This is a genomic window from Burkholderia sp. (genome assembly GCF_018375725.1).
Classification (GTDB): Bacteria; Pseudomonadota; Gammaproteobacteria; order Burkholderiales; family Burkholderiaceae; genus Burkholderia.
Genome location: NZ_JAHACR010000421.1, coordinates 1 through 2766, shown reverse-complemented (window position 1 = coordinate 2766; position 2766 = coordinate 1). Strand labels below are relative to the sequence as shown.

Annotated in this window: 3 protein-coding genes; 2 read left to right on the top strand and 1 reads right to left on the bottom strand. The window is 66.5% G+C overall.

The genetic code is table 11. The features are described 5' to 3' along the window. On the bottom strand, positions 1-782 hold a 782-nt coding region (locus tag KH616_RS23805), incomplete at its 3' end, for a dihydrodipicolinate synthase family protein (RefSeq protein WP_292253530.1). A 248-nt stretch (positions 783-1030) separates the two neighbouring features. On the opposite strand from KH616_RS23805, the gene KH616_RS23800 reads away from it, so the two are divergent. Beyond that, positions 1031-1963 (top strand): 4-hydroxyproline epimerase, encoded by a 933-nt coding sequence (locus KH616_RS23800; protein ID WP_292253528.1) that lies wholly within the window; start codon positions 1031-1033, stop codon positions 1961-1963. Then, positions 1960-2766, top strand: an 807-nt coding sequence (locus tag KH616_RS23795; RefSeq protein WP_292253524.1) for an FAD-dependent oxidoreductase, incomplete at its 3' end; no start/stop codon positions are given. The genes KH616_RS23800 and KH616_RS23795, both read left to right, overlap by 4 nt.

Below are 2766 nucleotides of genomic sequence, written 5' to 3'. Positions count from 1 at the left end.
CACAGCTTGATGCACTGCACGAGATCCGGGCGCGCATCGAGGTGCAGCAGCGGCATGAACCAGCGATACAGCGCGAGCGCTTCGTCGTAGCGTTTCTGCTTTGCCAGGCGGAACAGCGTTTCGCCTTCCTTCGGGAATGCGTTCGACATGCCCGACACCCAGCCCTGCGCGCCGACCGCGACGCTCTCGACGACCACGTCGTCGAGGCCCGCGAACAGCACGAAGCGATCGCCGACCGCATTGCGCAGGTCGATGAAGCGGCTCGTATCGCCCGACGAATCCTTGAAGCAGACGATGTTTTCACAATCCTGCAGCGCGATCAGCACGTCCGGCGTCACGTCGTTCTTATAGATCGGCGGGTTGTTGTAGATCATCACCGGCAGGTCGGTGCCCGATGCGACCGAGCGGAAGTGCGCGGCGGTTTCGTACGGCTTTGCCGAATAGACGAGCGCGGGCATCACCATCACGCCGTCGACGCCGACGCGCTGCGCTTCGCGGACGGTATTGCGTGCGAACTCGGTCGTGAACTCGGCGACGCCGGCAATCACCGGCACCTGGCCCGCGGCGGCGTCGCGCGCGGCTTCGATGACCGCGAGCTTTTCGTTCGTCGTCAGCGACGTGTTCTCGCCGACCGTGCCGCAGACGACGAGACCCGACACGCCATCTTTGACCAGGTTCTTCACCACGCGATGCGTGGCGTCGATGTCGAGGGAAAAATCGCGCTTGAACTGGGTGGTGACGGCGGGAAAGACCCCGCTCCATTGAATCGCGTTTCGGCTCACTGCAATCTCCTACGTGTATGTCGGTCGCCGACGGCTGTCGGTGTGGGGATGAGTATCGCCGTGCAAATGCCCGTCGCGCTTGAGTCCTTTCCCGGATCAGAATGACGAAATCGGCATAGTCGCGATTCGAACGCCGGACGGCCGGCGCACTATGCCGATTTCGTCGCCGCGCATATCTAAAAATCACAAGCGGCCGGACGCGCGACGGAGGAAGCTGTGCTCCTTTCCCCACTTTCGGACAACGCAGGATGAAGCGCATTCACATCATCGATTCGCACACGGGCGGCGAACCCACGCGGCTCGTCGTGTCCGGCTTCCCGTCGCTCGGCAACGGCTCGATGGCCGAACGGCGTGATGTGCTCGCGCGCGAGCACGACAACTGGCGTACCGCGTGCATGCTGGAGCCGCGCGGCAGCGACGTGCTGGTCGGCGCGCTGCTGTGCGAGCCGGTCGCGCCCGATGCGGCGGCCGGCGTGATCTTCTTCAACAACACCGGCTATCTCGGCATGTGCGGGCACGGCACGATCGGCGTCGTGCGCACGCTGCACCACATGGGACGCATCCAGCCCGGCGTGCACAGGATCGAGACGCCGGTCGGCACGGTCGAGGCGACGCTGCACGACGACCTGTCGGTCAGCGTGCGCAACGTGCTCGCTTACCGATATCGCGAAGACGTCGTCGTCGATGTGCCGGGTCATCGCCCTGTCGTCGGCGACATCGCGTGGGGCGGCAACTGGTTCTTCCTGATCAGCGATCACGGGCAGTGCATCGCCGGCGACAACGTCGCGGCGCTGACCGCCTATGCATCCGCGGTGCGCGATGGGCTCGAACGCGCAGGCATCACCGGCGCGAACGGCGGCGAAATCGACCATATCGAGCTGTTTGCCGACGATTCCGAGTACGACAGCCGCAGCTTCGTGCTGTGCCCGGGCCTCGCGTACGATCGCTCGCCCTGCGGCACCGGCACGAGCGCGAAGCTCGCGTGCCTCGCGGCGGACGGCACGCTCGCGCCGGGTGTCGTGTGGCAGCAGGCGAGCGTGATCGGCAGCGTGTTTCAGGCGAGCTATGTCCCGGCAGAAGGCGGCATCGTGCCGACGATCCGCGGCCGCGCGTACCTGAGCGCGGAAGCGACGCTCCTGATCGAGGACGACGATCCGTTCGGCTGGGGCATCGTGTCGTGAGTGCCGCGCATACCGACGTCATCGTGATCGGCGCCGGCATCGTCGGCGCGGCCTGTGCGCACGAACTCGCGCTGCGCGGCCTGCGCGTGCTGGTGCTCGACGACGAAAGCGGCGGGGCGACCGGCGCCGGCATGGGCCATCTCGTCGCGATGGACGACAACGCGGCCGAACTGGCGCTCAGCCATTACTCGATCGAGCTGTGGCGAACGTTGAGCGGGGCAATGCCGGACGGCTGCGCATACCGCAACTGCGGAACCTTGTGGCTCGCCGCCGATTCGCATGAAATGGATCTCGCGCGGGCGAAGCAGGCGACGCTCGCCGCGCATGGCGTGGCAGGCGAACTGATCGACGGCGGCGCGCTCGCTGCGCTGGAACCGATGCTGCGTTGTGGTCTTGGCGGCGCGCTCAGGATTCCTGGCGACGGCATTCTCTATGCGCCAGTGACGGCGAACTGGCTGCTGCATCGTCGTCCGGGCATCACGCGGCGCAACGCGAAGGCCATTGCGGTCGACGGCCCGAGCGTGACGCTGGCGGGCGGCGAGACGCTGCATGCCGGGCGGGTCGTGGTCGCAAACGGTGTCGCGGCGCGCACGTTGCTCCCCGAATTGCCGTTGCGGCCGAAAAAGGGGCATCTGCTGATCACCGACCGTTATCCGGGACAGGTGTCGCACCAGCTCGTCGAGCTCGGCTACGCGGCGAGCGCGCATGCGAGCGACGGTACGTCGGTCGCATTCAACGTGCAGCCGCGCCCGACCGGACAGTTGCTGATCGGCTCGTCGCGGCAGTTCGACACCGAGGATCCG